Annotated in this window: 20 protein-coding genes; 10 read left to right on the top strand and 10 right to left on the bottom strand. The window is 54.7% G+C overall.

Translation table 11 applies throughout. From position 1 onward, the window contains the following. The first annotated feature begins 28 nt into the window (after nucleotides 1-28). Genes deoC through EJ361_RS07655 form a run of 3 tightly spaced genes read left to right on the top strand, consistent with a single transcriptional unit; the run spans nucleotide 29 to nucleotide 2,331 of the window. Nucleotides 29-691 (top strand): deoxyribose-phosphate aldolase, encoded by a 663-nt coding sequence (gene deoC, locus EJ361_RS07665; protein ID WP_126244905.1) that lies wholly within the window; start codon nucleotides 29-31, stop codon nucleotides 689-691. Nucleotides 692-730: 39 nt separating this feature from the next. Beyond that, nucleotides 731-1,156: an SPOR domain-containing protein gene (locus EJ361_RS07660; protein ID WP_126244904.1), complete on the top strand. Its 426-nt coding sequence runs from the start codon at nucleotides 731-733 to the stop codon at nucleotides 1,154-1,156. Next, a complete protein-coding gene (locus EJ361_RS07655; protein WP_126244903.1) occupies nucleotides 1,156-2,331 on the top strand; it encodes a M20 metallopeptidase family protein in 1,176 nt (391 codons plus the stop codon). The genes EJ361_RS07660 and EJ361_RS07655 overlap by 1 nt, the downstream gene beginning before the upstream one ends. A gap of 65 nt (nucleotides 2,332-2,396) precedes the next feature. Here EJ361_RS07655 and EJ361_RS07650 read toward each other — a convergent pair whose 3' ends face one another. Genes EJ361_RS07650 through EJ361_RS07635 form a run of 4 tightly spaced genes read right to left on the bottom strand, consistent with a single transcriptional unit; the run spans nucleotide 2,397 to nucleotide 5,244 of the window. After that, complete coding sequence (locus EJ361_RS07650; protein WP_126244902.1) at nucleotides 2,397-3,140, bottom strand: hypothetical protein; 744 nt, start codon at nucleotides 3,138-3,140, stop codon at nucleotides 2,397-2,399. Nucleotides 3,141-3,149: 9 nt separating this feature from the next. Beyond that, nucleotides 3,150-3,527, bottom strand: coding sequence for a GntR family transcriptional regulator (locus EJ361_RS07645; protein ID WP_126244901.1), 378 nt, complete (start codon nucleotides 3,525-3,527; stop codon nucleotides 3,150-3,152). A gap of 18 nt (nucleotides 3,528-3,545) precedes the next feature. Beyond that, entirely contained in the window at nucleotides 3,546-4,397 is an 852-nt protein-coding gene (locus EJ361_RS07640) for a hypothetical protein (protein ID WP_126244900.1), read from the bottom strand. Between the two features lie 10 nt (nucleotides 4,398-4,407). Beyond that, a complete protein-coding gene (locus EJ361_RS07635) occupies nucleotides 4,408-5,244 on the bottom strand; it encodes an ABC transporter ATP-binding protein (RefSeq protein WP_126244899.1) in 837 nt (278 codons plus the stop codon). A 160-nt stretch (nucleotides 5,245-5,404) separates the two neighbouring features. Here EJ361_RS07635 and EJ361_RS07630 point away from each other — a divergent pair, with 160 nt between their 5' ends. Continuing rightward, nucleotides 5,405-7,756, top strand: a complete 2,352-nt coding sequence (locus EJ361_RS07630; protein ID WP_126244898.1) for a PDZ domain-containing protein — start codon at nucleotides 5,405-5,407, stop codon at nucleotides 7,754-7,756. An 80-nt stretch (nucleotides 7,757-7,836) separates the two neighbouring features. Here EJ361_RS07630 and glyA read toward each other — a convergent pair whose 3' ends face one another. Continuing rightward, nucleotides 7,837-9,117, bottom strand: a complete 1,281-nt coding sequence (gene glyA, locus EJ361_RS07625) for a serine hydroxymethyltransferase (RefSeq protein ID WP_126244897.1) — start codon at nucleotides 9,115-9,117, stop codon at nucleotides 7,837-7,839. 221 nt (nucleotides 9,118-9,338) lie between these two features. Here glyA and EJ361_RS07620 point away from each other — a divergent pair, with 221 nt between their 5' ends. Both EJ361_RS07620 and EJ361_RS07615 read left to right on the top strand, forming a co-directional pair. Beyond that, complete coding sequence (locus tag EJ361_RS07620; RefSeq protein WP_126244896.1) at nucleotides 9,339-10,331, top strand: sugar phosphate nucleotidyltransferase; 993 nt, start codon at nucleotides 9,339-9,341, stop codon at nucleotides 10,329-10,331. 15 nt (nucleotides 10,332-10,346) lie between these two features. After that, nucleotides 10,347-11,294 (top strand): NAD(P)H-dependent flavin oxidoreductase, encoded by a 948-nt coding sequence (locus EJ361_RS07615; RefSeq protein ID WP_126244895.1) that lies wholly within the window; start codon nucleotides 10,347-10,349, stop codon nucleotides 11,292-11,294. A gap of 79 nt (nucleotides 11,295-11,373) precedes the next feature. Here EJ361_RS07615 and EJ361_RS07610 read toward each other — a convergent pair whose 3' ends face one another. The 5 genes from EJ361_RS07610 to EJ361_RS07590 all read right to left on the bottom strand — a co-directional run bounded on the left by EJ361_RS07610 (nucleotide 11,374) and on the right by EJ361_RS07590 (nucleotide 16,526). Then, nucleotides 11,374-12,672, bottom strand: coding sequence for an ABC transporter permease (locus tag EJ361_RS07610; protein WP_126244894.1), 1,299 nt, complete (start codon nucleotides 12,670-12,672; stop codon nucleotides 11,374-11,376). Beyond that, the gene (locus tag EJ361_RS07605) at nucleotides 12,665-13,429 is read right to left on the bottom strand and encodes a hypothetical protein (protein ID WP_126244893.1); all 765 of its coding nucleotides are present in this window, start codon (nucleotides 13,427-13,429) and stop codon (nucleotides 12,665-12,667) included. The genes EJ361_RS07610 and EJ361_RS07605 overlap by 8 nt, the downstream gene beginning before the upstream one ends. 5 nt (nucleotides 13,430-13,434) lie before the next feature. Next, nucleotides 13,435-14,361: an ABC transporter ATP-binding protein gene (locus EJ361_RS07600; protein ID WP_126244892.1), complete on the bottom strand. Its 927-nt coding sequence runs from the start codon at nucleotides 14,359-14,361 to the stop codon at nucleotides 13,435-13,437. Nucleotides 14,362-14,427: 66 nt separating this feature from the next. After that, nucleotides 14,428-16,014: an NAD(P)/FAD-dependent oxidoreductase gene (locus tag EJ361_RS07595; RefSeq protein ID WP_126244891.1), complete on the bottom strand. Its 1,587-nt coding sequence runs from the start codon at nucleotides 16,012-16,014 to the stop codon at nucleotides 14,428-14,430. A gap of 116 nt (nucleotides 16,015-16,130) precedes the next feature. Continuing rightward, complete coding sequence (locus EJ361_RS07590; RefSeq protein WP_126244890.1) at nucleotides 16,131-16,526, bottom strand: DUF3127 domain-containing protein; 396 nt, start codon at nucleotides 16,524-16,526, stop codon at nucleotides 16,131-16,133. Between the two features lie 548 nt (nucleotides 16,527-17,074). On the opposite strand from EJ361_RS07590, the gene dnaA reads away from it, so the two are divergent. The 4 genes from dnaA (at nucleotide 17,075) to EJ361_RS07570 (ending at nucleotide 23,730) form a co-directional block, all read left to right on the top strand. Next, complete coding sequence (gene dnaA, locus EJ361_RS07585; protein WP_126244889.1) at nucleotides 17,075-18,508, top strand: chromosomal replication initiator protein DnaA; 1,434 nt, start codon at nucleotides 17,075-17,077, stop codon at nucleotides 18,506-18,508. A 183-nt stretch (nucleotides 18,509-18,691) separates the two neighbouring features. Next, a complete protein-coding gene (locus EJ361_RS07580) occupies nucleotides 18,692-19,264 on the top strand; it encodes an RNA polymerase sigma factor (protein WP_126244888.1) in 573 nt (190 codons plus the stop codon). A gap of 84 nt (nucleotides 19,265-19,348) precedes the next feature. Beyond that, on the top strand, nucleotides 19,349-20,242 hold the full coding sequence (locus EJ361_RS07575) for a FecR family protein (RefSeq protein WP_126244887.1): 894 nt from the start codon (nucleotides 19,349-19,351) through the stop codon (nucleotides 20,240-20,242). Between the two features lie 113 nt (nucleotides 20,243-20,355). Beyond that, nucleotides 20,356-23,730 carry a SusC/RagA family TonB-linked outer membrane protein gene (locus EJ361_RS07570; RefSeq protein ID WP_126244886.1) on the top strand — a complete coding sequence of 1,125 codons (3,375 nt, stop codon included), beginning with the start codon at nucleotides 20,356-20,358 and terminating at the stop codon, nucleotides 23,728-23,730. The last annotated feature ends 5 nt before the right edge of the window (nucleotides 23,731-23,735 follow it).

Raw genomic sequence — 23,735 nt, 5'->3', positions numbered from 1 at the left:
TTTATTTTTGGAAAACACCCTTCAGAAAATGAACATTAACCGGTACATCGACCATACCATTCTCAAACCCGTTACCTCCCTCGACGATGTAAAACACCTCAGCATGGAGGCCGTGGAATACGACTTCGCCGCCGTGTGCGTGCCGCCTCCTTTCGTGAGCACGGCCAAAACATTCCTCAGCGGCACCACCACCGCCGTAGCCACCGTCATCGGTTTCCCCTTCGGCTATTCAGCCATAGAGGCCAAAGTAGCCGAATCCGTGCTGGCCATCATCGACGGGGCAGACGAGCTGGACATGGTCGCCAACCTCATCGCGGTACGCGGGGGCGACTGGGCATTCCTCGAAAAGGAAATCGCGACGATCATGCCCATCATCCGCAACAAACAGCGCAAGATCAAGGTGATCATCGAAAGTGGCATATTATTGGAGGAAGAGATCGTGCGATGCTGCGAGCTGTACGGGAAATACGGGGTCGATTTCGTGAAAACCAGTACCGGCTACGCCGAAAAGGGCGCTTCCGTGGAAGCGGTGGCCCTGATGCGGAAAAACCTTCCCGCCAATATTCAGATCAAGGCTTCGGGAGGGATTCGTACCTTTGCTTTCGCGAAGGAACTGATCGCCGCAGGCGCTACCCGGATCGGGACCAGCTCCGGCGTGGCGATCATGAAAGAAGCGGCCGCCCTGCAATAGGGACCGAAAAACCATTTTGCCATCAAACGAACCACACATATGATGTTAAGAACAGGCTGCCTGTTGCTGTTGCTTTTATCCGCCGCTACCGGCCTGCACGCGCAGGAATCGGTGCAGCAGGAAGGCAATGTTAAAGTGACCAAAGACAGCCGGATAGACATCCTCATCCGTAAACAGGTGTATATCAACAACCTGGCTATCCGCAACCAGCCCGGCTTCCGCGTTCAGGTGCTCACCACCAACAAGCGCAACGAAGCCAACGAGGCCAAAACCCGCGTGATGCAACGCTATCCCGATTACCGCACCTACATCGACTTCGAAGCCCCCTATTTCAAGGTGCGCGTAGGCGACTTCAAATCCCGCGAGGAGGCGACCGAACTGCGCAAGGAACTGGCCGAATTCTTCCCCAACGGCGCGTTCGTAGTGCCTACCATCATCAACGTATCACCGGAAAAAGAAGATTAATGAAAGAGCGGATCAAAGCCCTGGCCAGCGAATACGCCGCTGACCTGGTAGCTTGCAGAAGACATTTGCATTCACATCCCGAACTATCCTTCCAGGAATTCGAAACGTCGAAATTCATTCAGCAACAGCTCGAAAGCTGGGGCGTCACCTATCGCGCCGGCGTTGCCGGAACAGGCGTAGTGGCCCTCATCGAAGGGAAAAACCCCGGCAAAAAAGTCATCGCCCTTCGCGGCGATATCGACGCGCTGCCGATCGAAGAAGCGAACGACGTCCCCTATAAATCGCAAAACCCCGGCATCATGCATGCCTGCGGCCACGACGTGCATACTACCGTGGCCCTCGGCGCCGCGCGCATCCTGCAACAACTGCGGGGCGAGTTCGAAGGCACCGTGAAAATCCTTTTCCAGCCCGGCGAAGAAAAGCATCCAGGCGGCGCCAGCCTCATGATCCAGGAGGGCGCGCTGGAAAACCCGAAACCCGAAGCCATCCTCGGCCTCCATGTGCTCCCCGCGATGGAAACGGGGCTCCTGGGCTTCCGGGAAGGAAAATATATGGCGAGTGCCGACGAGATCTACATCACCGTGAAAAGCAAAGGCGGCCACGCCGCAGCGCCCCACCTCACGGCAGATACCATCCTCATCGCATCCAACCTGGTGGTCAGCCTCCAGCAGATCATCAGCCGCAACAACGATCCTTTCTCCCCTTCCGTATTGTCTATCTGCGCCTTCAACGGCGGGCACACCACCAACGTGATCCCCAGCGAAGTGAAGCTCATGGGCACTTTCCGGGCGATGGACGAAACCTGGCGATTCAAGGCGCATGAGCTCATCCGCAAACAGGCGACCGAACTGGTACACGCCATGGGCGCGGACATCGATATCGACATCCTCGTGGGCTACCCCACCCTGTACAATAACGAAGCCGTGACCGCCAATGCGCGCAAACTCGCCGAAGATTACCTGGGCACGGATAACGTCGTGGACACCGAACTGCGGATGGGCGCCGAAGATTTCGCGTTTTACTCGCAGGTGATCCCCGCGTGCTTCTTTCGCCTCGGCACCGGCAACAAAGCCAAAGGCATCACCTCCGGCGTTCACACGCCGAAGTTCGACATCGATGAACGTGCGCTGGAAATCGGCGCGGGAACGATGGCTTACCTGGCTACGCAATTCTGATATCAATAACGTACATATGAAAACGCCTGGACAACTTGCCCGGGCGTTTTCATATTAAGCGGGCATTACTTCCCTTTCACCATCGCCGAATCGGCAATGATGCCTGATATGTTGAACGACGAATGTTTTCCCACCTTCACCATTTCCTTTTTCCCGATCACTACGCCTTTACTGACAGCCAGGCTTGCCTGGTCGCCCAACTCGTATTGCAAAGTATCCATTTTGCCGCCACTGATATGCATATACATGGCATTGCTTTTCAGGTTCAACCGGGGTACATCTACATACGAAATATTCGCTACCCCCAATTGTAAAAATTGCAGGTTTACCGGGCCGTGTTGCGCCAATTGGAAGATATTGAGATGGAGGCTGTCTGCCTGAATACTGGCGATTTTCGGAACCTTAATGCTCAATTCCCGGTAAGACCTTACCACGCTTCGCCAATCGCGGAAATTATCCGCTTCGAATGAACAGAACAGGGTATCGTTCCGGACTTCCGTTTTCAAAAAAGGCTTCATATCCGCCCGGAATTCCAGTTCAGGTTCCGTTACGTTCCCAACCCATACCTGGGCTTCTACATTGTAAATACTCACCTTTTTCCGTCTGCCGCCTTTCAGCCGTACGCCACCTTCCAGTACGATATGGTTATAGACGGGAAGCTTCCTGCGGTACCGCTGTTCGCCTTCATAGGTGCTCTCCGGTTGCGCCTTCACGTTTTTGAATTCCGCACGCAGCGCGAGGTTATGCATCAGCAGCCCGGTGGGGATAAGGAGGATAAGGATGAGTATGATAAGATTGCTTCTTTTCATATACAGTTGTTATTGCGCCTTCAAGGGGCGATTTTTGAATTGCTCGTACCTGTCTTTCAGCTCATCGAGCCCGATGCCGAGCAGATAGATCTTACGGAAGAATTGCGGCAATTCCTCTTCGAGAAACTGTTCTTTCCGCAGCTCCGTTATTTTGGCCGCTGCGCCGGGAGACACGAAATACCCCAGGCCGCGCCTTGTATAAATGATCCCAAGTTGCTGCAGGTGTTCGTACGAACGCATCACCGTATTGGGATTGACCTCCAGGCTTACCGCCAGCTCCCGCACAGAAGGGATCTTCCCTTCCTCCGACCATTCCTTCAACTGTATGCGGTCGCAGACATGATCGGCGATCTGGAGATAGATGGATAGTTGATTATTGAATTCCATGATTTGCAATTGAGGTTTTCACGATAGTTGCCGTTCGCGGAGTTTCAACACCGTGAGGTACACCAACCCGGCAAGCATCAGGTAACCAGCAATGTTCTCGATCAACAATATGTATTCAGGCGCATGCACCTGGTACCAACTAACATACCGGTCTGTTTCATCCATTGTTTGAAAATACCATGTCGAAAACGGGCCGTTGTTTCCAGGACCGATCTTTACCGGCACCATTCCATGACGAGGCGCCTGCATACTTTCCGTCATGGGAAGACTTTTCAGCAACAGTTTGGAGAAGACATCGTTGACGGCGTTGATGAAAACAAATAAAATTGCAAATGCAACAATCGCCTTCGCCACCGAATATCTTTTAAAAATCGCACTGGCGGCTAACCCTATCGTAATAAACGTGAGGCCGCCTTTGATGAGCGATTCATCAAACCTGTCACCACCGTTGAAAAAGAAAAACCGATTTCCATTGTACAATATCCGGCTATCTACATAATGGGCTATTCCCGCACTCACGAAATATGTCGCAAAAAACACGAGCGGCATCAGCGCCACTATTATAAAGACTTCCACAACCATATATTCTGCCACTGAAACTGGGAGCATCAGCGCCCGCAGCCGGGTAGACGGTGCATTCAATTGCCGGAAGCCCGCAGCCGCCATGAGGAAAGTGAAGATAAAAAACCACTCCCCGGCAGTAGATTCCTGCAATTCGAAGTATAATCCGTCCTCCTTTTGAAATGTATAATACAGTAACACCGAAAGTTGTGCGGCAAAGAGCCCCAGCACGCCGTAGAGATATAATTTACGATCGGTGACAAGTTGCAGTTTCAGCAACTGTACACTTCGTTTGAATGAAAATTTCATACTTGGTATATTAATCTTGAAGAATGGGGAGAATGGATGTTTCACCGGAAAGCGCCGCGTTGAACAACAGTTCCATATCGAGCCGCGAGCTTTCGTCGCTCATGTTGCGGGCGATGACGGCGTAACCGCCCAGGGCTTCTTCGGCATACAGCGGCTTCCCGCTCTCGGCGCGATCCTTCACTTTGCGGAACACGAGGCGCTCCGTAATCCGCGACACCGGCGCCTGCAGCACGATGCGCCCCTGGTCCAGTATCAGCACATCATCTATGAGGCTGTCGAGATCGCGGACCTGGTGGGTACTGATCACCATCACCTGGTCTTCGCGCAGGCTGCCCGCCACTACTTTGCGGAACTGCTGTTTGGACGGGATGTCCAGCCCATTGGTAGGCTCGTCCAGCAGCAAAAGCTTCGCGCCGGTGGCAATAGCGAAGGCGATCTGGAACTGTTTCTGCTGACCGTGGCTGAGACGGTTCAACCTGCCTGCTTCTCCGATGCCGAACTGCTGGAGGATGCTGGCGCACAGCGCATGATCGAAAGTGGGATAAAAAGGCGCGTTCAAACGGATATAGGCGTTGCATGAAAGGTCTGGCAGTACGAACGATTCCGGTACCACGTACACCTGTTGCAGGAAAGCGGGCTCCCTGCGCGCCGGCGTGAATCCGAACACCGTGCAGGATCCGGATTGGGGGAATAACAAACCGGCCATCTGGTAGAGCAGCGTGCTTTTCCCGGTACCGTTGCGGCCGAGGAGACCGTAGATGCGGCCGGGCGCCAGGGTTAAATTGAGCCCGTCCAGCACCGGCTTCCCACGCCGGTAAGAATAGGTAATGTTTTGAAGGGATACCATTTGATAAAATTATAGGTGGATGAACAGTGTACTATTCAACTAGTACACTACAAATGTAAGGATAGAATCCATACTTCCAAATAATTTTGTCAGGATTTGTTCAATTACTACCAACCGGCCCGGCAGCAAGGGGCTATCTTACCATTACTAAAGAATCGCTATGCTGAAATGGATCATCGCCTGCAGCCTGTTGTCGCCCCCGGCGTTACAGGCCCAGGAAACCCTCGTCTACCTATCGCCCACCGGCAACGATGCCAATCCCGGCACCAGGGCCCAACCCAAAGCCACGTTGGAAGGCGCCCGTGAAACCTGGCGCCGGTCTCCCGGTAAAGCCACCACCGTAATATTAAGGGGCGGCACCTATTATCTGGATGCGCCCTTCGTGCTCACGACTGCCGACAACCCGCAGCACAAAGCCTTTACCATCAAGGCGCAGCCGGGCGAAAAGCCGGTCATCAGCGGCGCCCGGAAGCTCACGGCCAATTGGCAGGAAGCAGGGAACGGCATATGGAAAACCTCCATCCCCGCGGATCTCACGGAAATGGACAGGCTCTACGTAAATGGGGAACTGCAAATCTCCGCCCGCTATCCCAACTACGATCCCTCGGCCCGGTTTTACCACGGTACGGCTGCGGATGCGCTTTCACCGGCGCGCATCAAAACGTGGAAACATCCGGAAACCGCGATCGTCCATGCGTTGCACCGCGCGGAATGGGGCGGCTATCATTATAAAGTGACCGGCGTGGATGCGCAAGGGAACGCCATCCTGGAAGGCGGCTGGCAAAACAACCGCCAGATGGGCCTCCACCCGGACCACCGGTTCGTGGAAAACGTCCGCGAAGAACTGGACGCCCCGCACGAATGGTTCTTCGACGCCACGGAAAAAACACTCTACTTTCAACCCGAAAACGGTAAAAAACCGGCTGCCGAAATCGCCTATGCCGCAACTACGGAGCTGATCGTACTGAAAGGCAGTATGGAACAGCCTTTGAAGAACGTCACCGTTCGCGGGATCACCTTCACCGGCAACAGGCGCACGTTCATGCTCACTAGAGAACCGCTCCTGCGCAGCGATTGGACCATCTACCGCGGCGGGGCCGTGCTGGTGGAAGGGGCTGAAAATTCGGCCATCACCAATTGCAAGTTCGACGAAGTGGGTGGCAACGCGGTGTTCGTGAACAACTATAACCGGAATGTCCGCGTCGACAGCAATCATATTTACAGGGCCGGCGCCTCGGGTATCGCGTTTGTCGGGAGCCCGGACGCAGTGCGGTCTCCGGCGTTCGAATACAACCTGGCCGTGCCTTTCAGCGAAATGGACTTTACGCCCGGCCCCAAATCGGACGATTTCCCGAAGAAATGCAGCGCGTCAGACAACCTCATCCAGTTTTCCGGCGAGATCGAGAAACAATCGGCCGGCGTGCAGATCAGCATTTCGAACGCCATCCATGTGGCGCATAATACGATCCACAACGTGCCGCGCGCGGGCATCAACGTCAGCGAAGGCACTTTCGGCGGCCACCTCATCGAGCGGAACGATGTGTACAATACCGTGCTCGAAACCGGCGACCATGGCGCTTTCAACAGCTGGGGCCGCGACAGGTTCTGGCACCCCAACCGCAGGATCATGGACAGCGCCACCATGGCGAATATCGCCCTCACGAAGCTCGACATCCTCGGCACCACCATCCTCCGCGAAAACCGTTTCCGCTGCGATCACGGCTGGGACATCGATCTGGACGACGGCTCCTCCTATTACGACATTTACGACAACGTGTGCCTGAACGGCGGCCTGAAACTGCGGGAAGGATTTTTCCGGAGAGTGCATCACAACCTGATGATCAACAACACTTTCCACCCGCATGTATGGTTTGCGAACAGCAACGACGAGTTCACCGCCAACGTGGTGACCACCGACTACAAGCCAATCCAGGTCAATGTTTGGGGCAAGAAGGTGGACTACAATTTCTTCCCTGACAAAGCATCGCTCGAAGCTGCGAGAAAACGCGGTACAGATGCCACCTCCATCGTGCTGGACCTTCAGTTCCGCGATTTCAAGAAAGGTGATTACCGGTTAAAGCCCTCCAGCATGCCGCGACGATATACTTACCGCGATTTCCCGATAGACAATTTCGGAACACGGATCGCGGCGTACAAGAAGCTGGCGGCGCCCGTTCCCCTGCCAGCCATCCTGCTTTCCGCCGCATCCTCGAAAGGCGATCTGCTCGAGTGGAAAGGTGCGAAAGTGAAGAACATCGAAGGATTGGGAGAACGCTCCGCCACAGGCCTCCCCGATGAAAAAGGCGCGTATTTCGTAACGGTACCGGAAAACAGCGATGCCTGGAAAGCCGGTCTGCGCACCAACGACGTGTTGCTGAAACTGGACGGCCAGCCCGTCCATTCCGTAAAAACCTTCCTTTCCGTATACCAGCCCATCGCCTGGCGGAGCAACCTGAAAGCGGTGGTGTTCCGTAACCAGCGCGAACAGGAGATCACGCTGGAAAACAAATAATCCGCCGTTTAAACGAGGAAGGCCGGTCCGGGAGCCAAACGCTCCTGACCGGCCTTCTTCATTATTCGCCTGGATCAGCCTCAGCCCATTTCGGGGTAGAGGGGGAATTGTTTCATGAATTCGTTCACTTCGCCACGGATGCGCTTCTGCAGGCCTTCGTTGTCGGCGTCGAGGAGCAGTCTGTCGATCCATTCCACGATTTGCGGCATATGATCTTCGTTCATGCCGCGGGTGGTGATGGCGGGAACGCCGACGCGGATGCCCGAGGTGATGAAGGGAGATTTATCGTCGTAGGGGACCATGTTCTTGTTACAGGTGATATCTGCCTGAACCAGTACGTTTTCCGCTTTTTTACCGGAGATGTTCTTATTGCGGAGGTCGATCAGCATGAGGTGGTTATCTGTACCGCCGGAGATGATCTGGTAGCCTTTTTCCACGAAGGAGCGGGCCATGGCTTGCGCATTTTTGATGATCTGGCGGGCGTAAACGTCGTAATCGTCAGACAGGATCTCGAAGAACGAAATCGCTTTGGCGGCGATCACGTGTTCGAGCGGGCCGCCCTGGATGCCGGGGAACACGGCCATATCGAGCAGGTTAGACATCATGCGGATTTCTCCTTTCGGGGTTTTGAGGCCGAAGGGGTTTTCGAAATCCTTGCCCATCATGATCATACCGCCACGGGGGCCGCGGAGGGTTTTGTGGGTGGTGGTGGTTACGAAGTGGCAATGCGCGAAGGGCGAATTGAGGAGCCCTTTGGCGATGAGGCCCGCGGGATGCGCGATGTCTGCCATCACGAAAGCACCGATCTTGTCGGCGATCTCGCGGATGCGGGTATAATCCCAATCGCGGCTGTATGCCGAGGCACCGCAGATGATCAGTTTGGGTTTTTCGGCGAGGGCAACCTCTTCCATCTTGTCGTACTCAACAAGGCCGGTTTCCTTGTTCACACCATAAAACAGCGGCTGGTACAGTTTTCCGGAGAAGTTAACCGCGGAGCCGTGCGTGAGGTGGCCGCCCATGCTGAGGTCCAGGCCGAGGATTTTGTCGCCCGGCTGGAGGATGGCCAGTAGAACCGCCGCGTTCGCCTGCGCACCCGAGTGGGGCTGCACGTTGGCGTACTCGATGCCGAAAATCTGTTTGGCACGGTCGATGGCCAGCTGTTCGCTCATGTCCACTATCTCGCAACCGCCATAATAACGGCGTCCGGGATAGCCCTCGGCGTACTTGTTGGTCATTACGTTGCCCATGGCCTGCATTACCTGATGGCTCGTGAAATTCTCAGAAGCGATCAGTTCAATGCCATGGCGCTGCCTTTCCAGTTCCTGGCGGATGATGTCGAAGATCTGCTGGTCTCTTTGCATGATGAAAGAAAATTTAAGACGCAAAATTAATCATCTTCCTACTAAATATAAAGTTGGAATTGATGAAAAGTAGCGTTCAGCCATATAACACAAAACACTAATATCTTTTCGCAGCCATACCGTTATCCTGTTTTTATTCCCCGTTATTCCGTAATTTGCCCCCCTGAAGCAAAGTGATTCCGTTTACTGTAGCAGTGGACCACTTCCATCAAACCCGATACATGAAGGCAATTATTCCAGTCGCAGGTGCAGGCACAAAATTGCGCCCGCATACATATACGCAGCCCAAAGCTTTGATACCGCTGGCGGGCCGCACCATCCTGAGCATTATCGTAGACCAGCTGGTGGAGTCCGGTATCCGCGAGTTCGTGTTCGTTGTGGGCTATCTCGGTGAAAAGATCCAGCATTACGTCGAAAAGAAATATCCCGATCTGACGACGCACTTCGTGCAGCAGAATTCCCGCGAAGGCACCGGCCACGCTATCCTGCTCACCAAAGACGTGGTGGCGGGCGACGAAGTGCTCATCGTACTGGGAGACACCATCGTGGAAGTGGATTTCAAGGAAGTGATCAACTCACCGGTTTCCGTACTGGGCGTGAAGAAGGTCGACGATCCCCGCAACTTCGGCGTGGCCGAGCTCGGCGAGGAAATGACCATCACCCGTGTGATCGAGAAACCCCAGATCCCCAAATCCAACCTCGCCCTCGTAGGCATGTACAAAATCCGGGAAACGGAACAGCTGTACCAGTGCCTGGAAGACAATATCCGCCTGCAGGTGCGCTCGCACGACGAATTCCAGCTCACCGACGCGCTCGAATGCATGATCCAGCACGGCGTGCAGTTCAATGCGTTCAAGGTCAACAACTGGTTCGACTGCGGCCGCAAGGAAACGCTCCTCGAAACCAACGCCACGCTGCTGAAGAAATACAAGCTTTCCGCCAGCCCGGTGTTGCCATACGAGAATACCATCATCATCCCTCCCGTGAGCATCGGCGAAGGCTGCAATATCAAAAACAGCATAATCGGTCCCAACGTGGCCATCGGCGATAATACCGTCATCAGTTATTCCATCGTGAAAGATTCCATTATCGGCTCTTTCAGCAACCTGTACGAAGTGGTGCTGAAATCGTCGCTCATCGGTAGCGACGCCAATATCCGCGGGCTCAGCCAGAGCCTCAATATCGGCGACAACACGGAAATCGATCTCGGTTAAACCAATTTTCGGCAGATGGCATTCCACAACCCCGTTACCAGCTTATTCGGCATCGAATATCCCATCATCCAGGCAGGCATGATCTGGGCCAGCGGATGGCGGCTCGCCAGTGCGGTGAGCAACGCCGGCGGACTGGGGGTCATCGGCTCCGGCAGCATGTACCCCGATGTGCTGCGCGAACATATCCAAAAGTGCAAATCGGCTACGGATAAGCCTTTCGGTGTGAACGTACCGCTTTTGTACCCCGATCTTGACAAACATATCCAGATCATCCTGGAAGAAAAAGTGCCGGTGGTATTCACTTCCGCAGGCAATCCCAAGACCTGGACGCCGATGTTGAAAGCGCAAGGCGTGAAGGTGGTACACGTGGTATCGAGCAGCAAATTCGCTGTGAAGAGCCAGGAAGCGGGTGTAGACGCCGTAGTGGCCGAAGGTTTCGAAGCCGGGGGCCACAACGGCCGGGAAGAAACTACCTCCATGGTGCTCATCCCCGCGGTAGCGGCGGCTGTCACGATCCCCGTGATCGCGGCGGGCGGTATCGGTTCGGGAAAGGCCATGGCGGCGGCTTTCGCGCTGGGCGCTTCCGGTGTCCAGGTGGGCAGCCGGTTCGTGGCCACGCCGGAAGCATCGTCGCACGAGGCTTTCAAACAGGCCGTGGTCCGGGCGGGCGAAGGCGATACGATGTTGTCGCTGAAGCAATTGACGCCGGTTCGGCTGTTGAAGAACGCGTTTTTCGAAGCGGTGAAAAAAGCAGAAACGGAAGGAGCGGACATCGAGCAGCTCAAAGGGCTCCTGGGCCGGGGGCGCGCCAAAAAAGGCATGTTCGAAGGACAGCTCGAAGAAGGCGAACTGGAAATCGGCCAGGTGAGCGCGCTCATCCACGAGATCAAACCCGCGGCCGACGTGCTCCACGAAATCTGGAACGAGTTCCGCACCACCTGTGCGCAGCTCGGATCGCTCTGACCATCCCTCCCATTAAAATATGCAAACAAAAAAAGGCCATCGGGTAGATGGCCTTTTTCTATTATCCTGGAACTGTTCACTAGCTTTTCCTGAAAATCCATTTTCCTACTTCGCCCAGCGTCACCTTTTTACCGTACATGAGAATCCCCGTGCGGTAAATCTTCGCGGCCACCCAGGTAGTAACGAGGAAACCGGCGATAAGCGAGAACATCGACAGGCCGAGCTGCCAAAGCGGCACCGTACCCGGCACTCCGTAAGGAATCCTCGCCATCATCACCACGGGAGAAGTGAACGGAATGATGCTGCCCCACACCGCCAGCTGGCTGGTCGGGTTCACCACCGCCTGGATCATGATCACCATGGCCACGATCACCGGGAGCGTGATGGGGAACGTGAGCGACTGCGCATCGTTAGGGTCTTCGTTCACCAGGCTGCCCACCGCCGCGAAAAGCGCCGCGTAGAAAAGGTATCCGCCCAGGAAGTAGAACAGGAACAGCGACACGATCGAGAACCAGTTGACGCTACCCGTGAAAGACGCGATCTTCTGCGCCATATCTTTCGTAGCGGCCGTCATGCCCGGTTGGGTGGCGACGGAAGCGGCAGACATGTCCGTACCCAGTATCAACGGCAGTAACAAGGTATATATACCAACGAGCAAGCCCACCCAGATGAGGAACTGCGTCAGTCCCACCCCGGCGATCCCTACGATCTTGCCCATCATCAGCTGGAACGGCTTCACGCTGGATACCATTACTTCCGCGATACGGTTGGTTTTTTCTTCCATCACCCCGCGCATGACCATCATGCCGAAAACCAGCAAAACGATGTAAATGAGGAACCCGGCGAACCAGCCGATGATATAAGCCGCTACGGTGCTGCCTTTCCGCTCGTCGTCGCCGGCGAGGTTATCGATGGAGATGTCTGCACGGATTTCTTCCAGCTTCGACTTGTCGACCCCGGCCAGTTCCATTCTTTTATCTTCCACCACGCTTTCAAGGCGCTTTTCCATACTGCCTCTCAGGGTGAAGGGCATCTGGCCCTTGCTGTAGTAGACAATAGCGGGCAGGCGGTTGATGTCGAGTTTGGGGATATGCAGCAGGCCGGTATAGCCCTGGTCGCGGTACGTTTTTTTGAAAGTGTCGAGTTTGGCGTCCACGAATTTGTACTGGATGCCTTTTTCGTCGGGCAGTTTGCCGGCGAAGTAGCCGCTTTCGTCGATCACGGCGATTTTCTCATTGTTGTCGGAGTTGATGAGCAAGCCGGGCAAAATGACCATGGCGGCGAACAAAACCGGCAGCAGCAGGGTGGTGACGATGAAAGATTTCTTTCTTACCCTGGTGAGGTATTCTCTTTTGATGATGATCCAGATCTTATTCATGGGAGTCTGCGTTAGAATTTGGGTGATATGCTACGTATACGGAATCGGGTACCTGGTAACTGTCTTTGAATTTGGAACGGAAGAACGCTTCGTTGCGGCGCTGCTTCATACCTGTGGTGTCGAACACATCGTTCCTGAACCGGAAAATGGCGTAATCGGCGGAAGACTCGGAACGGCCGGTGGAATCCTCCGGGTCTTGATACGAAGAGAGCACGGCCATTCTTACTTCGAGCTCCTTGCCATCCGGGTGGAGCCAGCTGTAGGTTTGTTGCGCATCGCCGGCGTCGCCCCATTCGTCTGCCAACATGATGTGATCTTTCACGCGGGCGGTGGGTTTGTGCCATGCGAGTAGCTGGATCCTGCTGCTCTGGTATTCGCCGGGCGCTCTCAACAGCAGCATTTCATAATCGCCCATGGCGAATTTGCCGACGGCGAAATATCCGCCATACAATTCTCCCGGCACGCCGATCTCGCCTTCGGCCCAGTTATCGGGCAGGAATTTGACCATACTGCTGTCCAGCCATTTGCCTACCATTCCCTTCATGACGCCGTTGGAATCGGTTTGGGGAGATGCGATGGCGAGGTCGTTGGGGTTAACGGAAGGAAAAAGTTGCAGGAAAGCTTCCGCCCTGGCGCGCGCGTCTGCCGTGGCAAGACTGTCCGCATTCAGTGCCGTGCTATCGGTATTTTGCTGCGAGCCGTTGGCAGAACCGCACCCCGCAGCTACGATCATTAACAAGAATATGCAGTATTTCATGGGTGTTAGTTAACGGCCGCTTCCAGGTCGGTGATCTTCACCTGCTGGATGAAGACTTCGTGAATGGTGGGGAGGATTTCTTCGAAATAGGTGACCTGGATGCCGTGATGGATGAAATGGGCCAGGATGTCGTTCGTCTGGCTGTATTCATTGATCTTCACGGTATAACCGTTTTCGTGCTGTTTGACGATCTCGAAATGATGCGTCGCCATTTGCGCGGGGTTGGGCATGGAAGCCAGGCTGATGCGGAAGAGGTGGTGCTTGAAATCCTGCCGGATCTGTTTCACCGGGCCGTCGAGCACCTTTTTGCCTTTGTTGACGAGCACGATGTGGTCGCATATTTCTTCCACCTGCTCCATGCGGTGCGTGGAGAAGATGATGGTGGTGCCGCTTTTGGCGAGCTGGAAGATTTCGTCCTGGATGAGCTGGGAGTTGATGGGGTCCAGGCCGGAGAAGGGCTCGTCGAGAATAAGCAGTTTGGGTTGATGCATGACGGTGGAAATGAATTGCACCTTTTGTTGCATACCCTTGGAGAGCTCTTCTATTTTCTTGTTGGTCCAGGAAGTGATCTCGAATTTGTTGAACCAGTAATCGATCCGCTGACGGGCTTCGTGAGCACTGAGGCCTTTGAGCTGGGCCAGGTACATGGCCTGTTCGCCCACTTTCATCTTTTTATACAGTCCGCGTTCTTCCGGCATATACCCTATATATTGGATATCGTTGTGCGGGTCGAACGGGCGGCCGTCGAAAAGGATGTCGCCGGCGTCGGGGTAAATAATGCCGGTGATCATGCGCAGGAGCGTGGTTTTACCTGCGCCGTTGGGGCCCAGTAGCCCGAAGATGCTGCCCTTCGGGATGGAGAAGCTGATATCGTCCACCGCTTTGTGCGTGGCGTAGTGCTTCTTGAGATGTTGGAGTTCCAGTACGTTCATAAGGATAATTGACGGGTGAAAATTACCCAATTACCCCATGCGCGCCAAAGAATTGATAACGTATTTTCATAATGATACACCAACCGGACGATTCCCGGTACCAACCCCGGCGATGGCTTCGGCCACGCGTTCGCCGTCCATGGCGGCTGAAACGATGCCGCCGGCATAGCCTGCGCCTTCTCCGCAGGGGTAAAGCCCTTTCACCTGCGGGTGCATGAGGTCATGATCGTTACGTGGAATGCGCACGGGGCTTGAGGTGCGGGATTCCGTGGCAACGAGGATGGCGTCTTCCGTAAAATATCCCCTGATCTTCTTCCCGAAAGCCTTGAAAGCGGCTCCCAGCCTGGAATGTACCGCCGCCGGGAGCACTGTTCTCAGATCGGTGCTGCGAACGCCGGGGATGTAGGAGCAATCCGGCAAAGAACCCGACACTTTGCCTTTCACGAAATCGGTCATCCGCTGGGCAGGGGCTACGAAGCTGCCGCCGCCCGCATCGTAGGCGCTGCGTTCCACGGCTTGCTGGTAGTGCATGGCGGCGAGGGGACCGGCTTTGGCGAATGGCGCAAAATCCTCCTCGTCTACCGTTACTACCATGCCTGAGTTGGCGTAAGGGTTGTTGCGCTTCGAGGGCGACCATCCATTTACCACCAGTTCTCCCGGCGAAGTGGCGGCCGGGGCGATGATGCCGCCGGGGCACATGCAGAATGAGAACACGCCTCGGCCGTTCACCTGTTCCACGAGGCTGTAGCTGGCGGGCGGGAGGTGATCGCCACGGAAGGCGCAATGGTATTGGGCACTGTCTATCAATGATTGCGGATGCTCCACACGAACGCCCAGTGCGAAGGGCTTCCGCTCGATGAGAATTTTCTTCTCATGCAGGCGCTCGAAGATATCGCGGGCGGAGTGGCCGGTGGCCAGGATCACGTGTTGGGCGTGGAATACATCGCCCGTGGCGGTTTTCACGCCGGTCAACGCTTCGTTTGCGATGAGGAAATCGGTTACTTTCTGTTCGAAATGCACGGCGCCGCCGCTGTTGGCGATCTGTTCGCGCATGGCGGTGATGATATGGGGGAGCTTGTTGGTGCCGATGTGGGGGTGCGCATCGGTGGTGATGGCGTCATCGGCGCCGAACTGGCGGAATATATGGAGGATGCGCTGGATGTTGCCGCGTTTGTTGGACCGGGTGTACAGTTTGCCGTCGGAATACGTGCCGGCGCCGCCTTCCCCGAAGCAGTAATTGGATTCGGGGTTGACGATGCCCGTTTTATTGAGGGCGGCGAGATCCCTCCGGCGGGCGCGCACGTCTTTACCTCTTTCGAGCACGATGGGCCGGAGGCCGAGCTCGATGAGGCGAAGGGCGGCGAAGAGGCCTGCGGGGCCGGCGCCAATGACGATGACCGGAAGGGCATCCGGGCGGAGGGGCTCGTAGCGGAAAGGTTCGAGTTGTTTGGGCTGAAAGGGTTCGCTGGCAAAGACTTCGATGGTGAGCACGAAGTATGGCTGACGGGAGCGCGCGTCTATAGAGCGTTTGACGATATTGAACCCGGTGATATCGGCAGGTTTGACGCCGAGGGCTTCGGCGGCGTGGCGCGTGATGGCGCGATGTTGGGTAGCTTCCTGCGGGAGGAGCTTGAGGGAGATCTGTTTGACCATTGTTAGGTATTTATCCTAAAAAACCGGGGCAAAGATAGGTATAAAAAAGGAGGCGCCCCGCAGCAGCGGGGCGCCTGGAATATGATCGGGCTCGCGGGAGCCGGTGTGTTATTATTTTAGAACGGAAGATCGTCTCCGCTGTTGCCGCTGTTGCCACCACCGAAGGAACCTTCCTGGGAAGTGTTGTAGTTGGGCATGGGGTCGGCGCCGGGTGCACCTTGCATCATGGACTCGATACGCCATGCGTCGAGGTTGGTGATGTAGTTCACTTTACCATCTTTCTCCCAGCGGGTGCCTTTTATATTAAAATAAACCTTAACCATTTCACCTTCATTGTGACGGTCCACAATGGCGGTACGATCCTGAACTGACTGAAACTTGATATAATTGGTAATCACCCGGCCGTTGATATCGTCTGTTTTCTCGATAACAAATTCACGGGTTTTGAAAGATTCGCTGCGCTGTACCGTATTGTACTTCACTACCAGTTTACCGGTAACTTCAAAGCTCATATATAACTAGTTTAAAAATTTCAATTTGCGCCAAAGATAAGTATTTTAGATACAGGAATAATCAAGAACTTTTACACAAGTTATTCGCATTTATTAGAAACAAGATCATAAATTTGCAGCCGATTCGAGAAAACGAAAAAGCAGTTACCAAAAAAGTGAAACACCGAAGCGCCAACAATGCGCCCTATGGGGCTTGCTTTTTAAAGCAGGCGAAGGGCAATGTTATTTTACCTGATAAGCAGACCATTTGTGCGTTAATCAGTAAACACATTAACAAATTACTTGTTAATCATGCTTGTACGGTTTAGCACTTTTAATAGTGGTCGAATTGCAGGCTAAACGGGTGTTTTAGCCGATTTACATACGAATAAAACAGGCTGCGGCACACTGTATTTGTAGGAAATTAAACAAGGGCAGATTTATTTTTTTTTTCAACATTTTCTACAGATATTCGTCGTCCTGTCAAAAAGTTCTTCAACTGCCCGCATTGAGGACTTTAGTATTCGAGAACACCCAAATTATAAACACGACAAATTATTTTTTTCTAAATGAATAAAACTTGCGAACAAGTTTGGGATAGGTGTCTGAATATAATCAGGGATATTGTGGAATGGCAACCTTTCAAAACATGGTTTGAGCCGATAAAACCCGTAAAGCTTGAGAACAACGTTTTAACCATTCAAGTACCCAGCCAGTTTTTCTATGAATACCTGGAAGAACATTATGTGGGCCTGTTAGGTAAAACCATCAAGCGCGAGCTCGGCAAGGAAGCGCGCCTGGAGTACCGGATAGTAGTGGAGAACAGTACCCCCCACCAACATCCTAAAACGGTGAACATGCCTACGCAGTTTACCAAGCCCCAGAAGGAAAGTGAAGTTGATTTCCCGCTCACCATACAGAACCCGGTCAAGAATCCCTTCGTGATCCCAGGGATCAAACGCGTTCAGATCGATTCTCAGCTGAATCACAATTACACATTCGAATCTTTCATCGAAGGTGACTGCAACCGCGTGGCGCGCCGGGCCGGCAAAACCGTGTCCGACAAACCCGGAGGCACCTCCTTCAACCCGCTCGTTATATATGGTGGCGTTGGCCTCGGCAAAACCCACCTCGCACAAGCCATCGGCAACGAAGTGAAACGCCAGAACCCGAACAAGGCCGTGCTGTACGTAAGCGCGGAAAAGTTCATCAACCAGTTCATCGATCACTCCAAGAATAATATCATCAACGACTTCATCCACTTCTACCAATTGATAGACGTGCTGATCGTAGACGATATCCAGTTCTTCGCCCGCGCCGAAAAATCGCAGGACGCGTTTTTCGCCATCTTCAACCACCTCCATCAAAGCGGCAAACAACTCATCCTCACGTCCGACAAACCGCCCAAAGACCTGGACGGTGTGCAGGAACGCCTTCTGAGCCGCTTCCGCTGGGGCCTCAGCGCAGATATTCAGCTGCCCGACTTCGAGACCCGCATGGAAATCCTGGAAATGAAGATGCGAAACGACGGCCTCGAAATGCCAAAAGAAGTCGTGAAGTACGTTGCCTACAACATCCAGAGCAACGTCCGCGAGCTCGAAGGCGCCCTCATCTCCCTCCTCGCCCAATCTTCCCTCAACCGGAAAGAAATCGACCTGGAGCTGGCCAAGCGCGTCCTCAAATCTTTCGTCAAAACTTCCAGCAAGGAAATCACCATCGAAAGCATCCAGAAAATGGTGTGCGAATATTTCGATGTCGCCTACGACAAGCTCCTGCAAAAAACCCGCAAGCGCGAAATCGTCCAGGCCCGCCAGATCACCATGTACCTGGCCAAAAGCTTTACCAAAAACTCCCTGAAAACCATCGGCGAACATTTCGGCGGCAGAGACCACACCACCGTGATCCACTCCTGCCAAACCGTTAAAGACCTGATGGACACCGACAATAGTTTCCGGGACAGCGTTATCGAATTGCAACAAAAGGTGCAACTCGCCGCAATGTAACAACCCCTCCTGCAATGCAACAACCTTATTCAAGAATACCGGGCCGCAAAGCCCGGTATTTTTTTTCTCCCTATTTTTTATGTCCGCTTTTCTTCCTAATTTTTACTTAACAATTTGATAAATAGGACATCGGGATAATTCCACACGTTACTGACTAATTTTGAAGCCCACAATATCGGGGATATGCGGCAGCAACCACAGCCAGACACATTATGGGAGATGGTCCGCCAGGGCCACAGCACCGCTTTCCGCACTTTGTTCGACACGTACTGGGAAGAACTCTACCATTACGCCGTTCGTGTGCTGAAAGACGGCTCCGCCGCGCAGGACGCCATCCAGTGCCTGTTCGTTCACCTATGGGAAAGCCACGCCGGACTTCCCCATGTCGCCTCCGTGCCCGCCTACCTCCGCGCCGCCCTCCGCAACCGCCTCCTCAACGCCATCCGCGACGAGCAATTGTACCAGCAGCACGTAGGCCGGTTCGGCGAAGCCGTTGCTTCGGCAGACAATTCCCTGCTCGACACCATTCATTTCCGCGAAACGGAATCCGCGCTGCTCCGCTCCATCGACCAACTTCCCGACCGGATGAAGACTGCCTTCTACATGCACCGCATCCAGCACCTGACCGTGGCGGAGATCGCCCAAAGGCTCGGCAGCAGCGAACAAACCATCCGCAACCAGATCAACACGGCGCTGCGCCGCATCCGCGTACAATGGCACGCCCTTCCCTTCCTCCTTTTTTATATCCTTAACTAAATCGTTTTTTCAAGGGAAAAAATATTTTCACCACGGATGGTTATCCGGGTTTTGACGCGTGTCTTCCTGTAAAGCACCCTTTACGTGAACGAGCAAAACATACGCGCATTACTGGAGAAATACCGCAAAGGCGAGGCCTCCCCGCAGGAGGAGCGCCTGTTGCACGAATGGATGGACGGGCTGGCCGAACGCGGCGATGCCCCTATCCTGGGAACCTCCGAAAAAGCCCGTTTACACGATACCATGTGGCGCCATATCGAGGCGCACGCGCCGAAGCGAACCCGGCGGACCTGGCCCTACATCGCTGCCGCCGCCTCCATCGCCGGCGTAGCGGCCCTGGCAATCACGTGGCTCCTCCGCCCGGAAGCGCCCCGCACCACCACTCTCGCCACCGCGCCGGGCGAAGTGCGGACGTTCACCCTGCCCGACAACTCCCGCATCACCGCAGGCCCCAACACCGAACTGGCCTACGCCGGCCGGCAGGTGACCGTTCTCCGGGGCAAGGCGTATTTCGAAGTGGAAGCGGCTGCCGGAAATCCATTCCTGGTTTGTTCCGGACCAGACACTGCCACCGTGCTGGGGACTCGCTTCACCGTGGAGCGCCCGGCCGACGGGGAATTCCGCCGCATCACGCTCCTGGAGGGAAAAGTAAAAGCCTCCGGCCATGGGCTCCTGGAACCGGGGCAACGCATCACCTATCCGCAAAAACAAATCGAGCAAATACGGCAACCAGACGCAATCGCATGGACGCAGGGCGAAATTCTCCTGCAAAACGCCCCGCTGTCTGAAGTAATCCGCACACTGGAAGATCAATATGGCATCAACGTGTCCACCGCGCTGGATAAAAGCATAGGCAATTATACCTTCCGGTTTCCCGCAGGCATGCCGCTGCCGCAGGTGTTAGACATCCTTCAGAAAATCAGTTATACATCTAAAATCAAATTCATGATGAACGAAAATCGACTCACCATCCACTAACGACATGAAAAAAGCCGATACCAGCTGCAACTGGTACCGGCTGAAAGTAACAACCGCAACGTAAATCGCACAGGCGTACAGCCTGTTCAGTTATTACCTTTAATCTTACAAAGATGCAAAAAATCAGACAGCATTTTTTTGTACGGACCGTTATGTCTTGCCTATTCGTGCTCGCTGCAACGGTCACCTCCCTGGCCCTCCCGCTTTCGGCCCAGGACCTTCAGAAAGTAGTCCGTAAAATCGACATCCCCGCCGGGCCGCTTTCCGCCGCGCTCAAACAACTGGAAACCTCCGCCGCCATACGCCTCGCGTACGACGAAGCCGCGCTCAAACGCGTGAATGTAAAAGCGCATTCCTACAACGGCCGCACCGTGGAAGCTATCTTGTCGGAATTATTGTCCGCTTCCGGACTGAAATTCGAGGAGCGCCACAATACCATCCTCATCTACGAAGCCCCAAAGCAGTCCGCCGTCGCGATCCCCGGCGGCACCATGGCAGATAAGATCACCATCACCGGCGTGGTGAATGAAAAAAACGGCCCCGTGCCCGGTGCTTCCGTGATGGTGAAAGGCACTTCCACCGGCACCGTTACTACGGTTGACGGCCGCTTCAAATTAACCGCCGACGACGCTCCCGGCCTTACGCTCGTAGTGTCTATGCTGGGATACGGCACACAGGAAATCGTGGTAGGCTCCCGCCGCGACATCACCGTATTGCTCGAATCCTCCACCGTAAACCTCAACCAGCTCGTCGTGATCGGTTACGGTACGCAGAGCAAAGCCAAAGTGACCGGCGCCGTGGCGGAAGTACCACTCGACAAGCTCACCAGCCGTTCGCTCGGCAGCCTCAACGAAGCCCTCCAGGGCAAGGCGCCCGGCGTAGTGGTGCAGAACGAAGGCGGCGACCCCATGTCCGGCCCCCGCGTAAGCGTCCGCGGAATGGGCGGCATCAACGGTGAAAATGTGCTCGTTGTAGTGGACGGCGCCATTTACTACGGCCCCATCAACCCCAACGACGTAGAAAGCGTGACCTTCCTTAAAGACGCATCTTCCTCCATCTACGGCGCCCGCGCCGCCGGCGGCGTAATGCTCGTTACCACCAAGAAAGGTAAACAGGGAAAAGCGCAGGTGGACGTGGACGTGAAACAGGGATGGCAATCGCCCATCAAAAAACTCGAACCGCTGAACGCGAAGGAATTCGCCGATGTGATGAACCAGGCGTACGACGCAGCCGGCAAACCCCGCCAGGATGCTTTCGATCCCGCCAAATACCCCGACGGACAGATCACCCGTACCAACTGGATGGACGAGATCTTCCGCACCGCCAAAATCCAGGATTACAACGCCAGCGTGAAAGGCGGCAACGATATGGGCCGCTATTACCTCAGCTTCGGCTACCGCAAAGGCGAAGGCATCCTGCTCAATACTTACAACGAACGCTACACCGTGCGCATGAACACCGATTACCAGCTCAAACCCTGGCTGAAGATCGGCGAAAACATGACCATGTCCGTAACCGATGGTAACGGCGCCAACACCACCAGCGCATATACCGGCGCCATCATCTCCGCCATCTTCTATCCCCCGCACATCCGCCCGTACACGGCAGACGGCAGTTTCAGCGGATTGCCCGCACAATACGCCGGTGCATACGGCGACGTGATCAACCCGGTTGCGTATTTGCAGCGTATCGATTCCAAAGCCCCCGAAACGAAGATCTTCTTCAACCCTTATGCAGACATCAATATCACGAAAGGGCTCTTGTTCCGTTCCAGCTTCTCCATCACCAAATCTTTCCGCGACGCCAAAACCTATAGCGCCAAAGTGCTGGAGATCGGCAAGATCTTCAACTACAACGAGCTGAACCAGGACATGAACAATTTCACCGAAATGCTCGCCGAGCAAACGCTCACCTACACCACCAAATTCAACGGCGGGCATAACCTCACGGCCATGGGCGGCTTCTCGTTCCAGAAGCACCGCGGCACCTGGCTCGGCGTGAATGCGCAGGGGTTCTATAACGAAAGGCCTTCTTACCGCTATTTCGACAACTCCACCGTGTTTTTCCGCCCCCGGAGCGGTCTTGATAAAAATGCCATGTCTTCCTGGTACGGCCGTGTGAACTACGACTACCGGAATAAATACCTCCTGCAACTGATCGGCCGGTACGACGGTACTTCCATGCTGCCCAAACACAACCGTTGGGAGCCGTATTACGGTATCACCGGCGGATGGGTGCTCACGGAAGAGGAATTCCTTAAAAACTCTTCCTGGCTCAACTTCCTGAAGCTCCGTCTCAGCCACGGTATCCAGGGCAACCTCGGTTCGCTCGTGGCTACGGGTGTGGACGCGCCGATGTCCAGCGGTCAGATCTGGATCGGGAAAGATCCGCAGCAAGTGCCCACTTACCAGGAAACGGCACTGCCTAACAAAGACCTGAAATGGGCCAGCACCGAAATCAACAACATCGGCCTGGATTTCAACCTGTTCGATAACCGCCTTTCCGTGAACGCGGATTACTTCGAGAAAACCACCCACAACATGCTGGTTCACGTGAGCGTACCGGGTATGCTCGGCGTGCCTGACGGGATGTGGAAGAATGCAGGAAAGGCGCTGGACAAAGGCCTTGAACTGGGATTGAACTGGCAGGGCAAGCAAACCGGTGAATTCCGGTACGACGTGGGCGCAACGTTCACCAAGATCACCAACAAGCTCGTGTCGCTCGCAGACGGACAGAAAGTGATCAACCGCAACGATATCAACATCCGCAGCACCATCACCCCGATCCGCCAGGAAGTGGGCCTGCCGCTGTATTCCTTCTACGTGGTGCGTACCGACGGTATGTTCCAGTCGCAGGCGGAAGTGGACGCTTACAAAGATAAGGATGGCAACAAGATCCAGCCTTTCGCGAAGCCCGGCGATCTGAAGTTCATCGACCAGAACGGCGACGGCAAAATCACCAACGACGACCGTGTGGTGGCCGGCAGCGCGTTCCCGAAGTTCACGTATGGTTTTACGTTCAACGCCAGCTACAAAAACTTCGATTTCAACATGCTGCTGCAGGGCGTGCAGGGCAACAAGCTCTTCAATGCGCTGAAATTCACCGCGCTCAACGCCGGTAACGGGCAGAACTACAATATGTTGAAAGACATCCTCAACGCCTGGACGCCGCAGAACACCGGTTCCAACATCCCCCGCATCAACAGCAGCGACCCGAACGGCAACTTCGGCACCACTTCCGACTGGTACGTGGAAGACGGCAGCTACATGCGCGTGAAGAACCTGACCCTCGGCTACACCGTTCCCGAAACACTGCTGCGCCGCGCCGGCCTCGGCAAGGTGCGCCTGTACGTGACCGGCAACAACCTGCTCACTTTCACGAAGTACAAAGGCTTCGACCCGGAAGTGGGATTGGATGAGTTCGGCATCGACAAAGGCCGCTATCCGCAGGCGAAAAACGTAACCGTTGGCCTGAACGTAAACTTTTAACCGTT

Source organism: Chitinophaga rhizosphaerae (assembly GCF_003958645.1).
Taxonomy (GTDB): domain Bacteria; phylum Bacteroidota; class Bacteroidia; order Chitinophagales; family Chitinophagaceae; genus Chitinophaga; species Chitinophaga rhizosphaerae.
The sequence above is the reverse complement of the archived record's forward strand: the minus strand, read 5'-3'. Positions and strand labels throughout refer to the sequence as shown.